Annotated in this window: 1 protein-coding gene; it reads right to left on the minus strand. The window is 52.1% G+C overall.

Translation table 11 applies throughout. From position 1 onward, the window contains the following. The coding region (locus EXE45_RS21975; RefSeq protein ID WP_206750533.1) for a class I SAM-dependent methyltransferase at positions 1–229 on the minus strand (229 nt) is incomplete at its 3' end. Between the last annotated feature and the right edge of the window lie 11 nt (positions 230–240).

Consider the following 240-nt stretch of genomic DNA (forward strand, 5'->3'; position numbering starts at 1 on the left):
CGAACTTGTGGTCGAAGTCGCCGAACATTATTGAGTTTGAGAGGGGGTTCGCGAGATTCCCGGTTAGTATTGATATGACCCCGTCGTCAGTCAGCTTTCGCCGCGCCGTGTTCAGTAGCTGCTCGACGTATTCTTTCTCCAAGTGTTCGATGACTGCGTGCATGAGTATAAAATCGTAGGCACCGTCTTCACAGTCTTCGAGGTGAGAGAGACCGTCTTCGTTGGACACCGTGGCTTGGT

Origin of the sequence: Halorubrum sp. SP9 (assembly GCF_005435015.1) — an archaeon.
GTDB classification, from domain to species: Archaea; Halobacteriota; Halobacteria; order Halobacteriales; family Haloferacaceae; genus Halorubrum; species Halorubrum sodomense.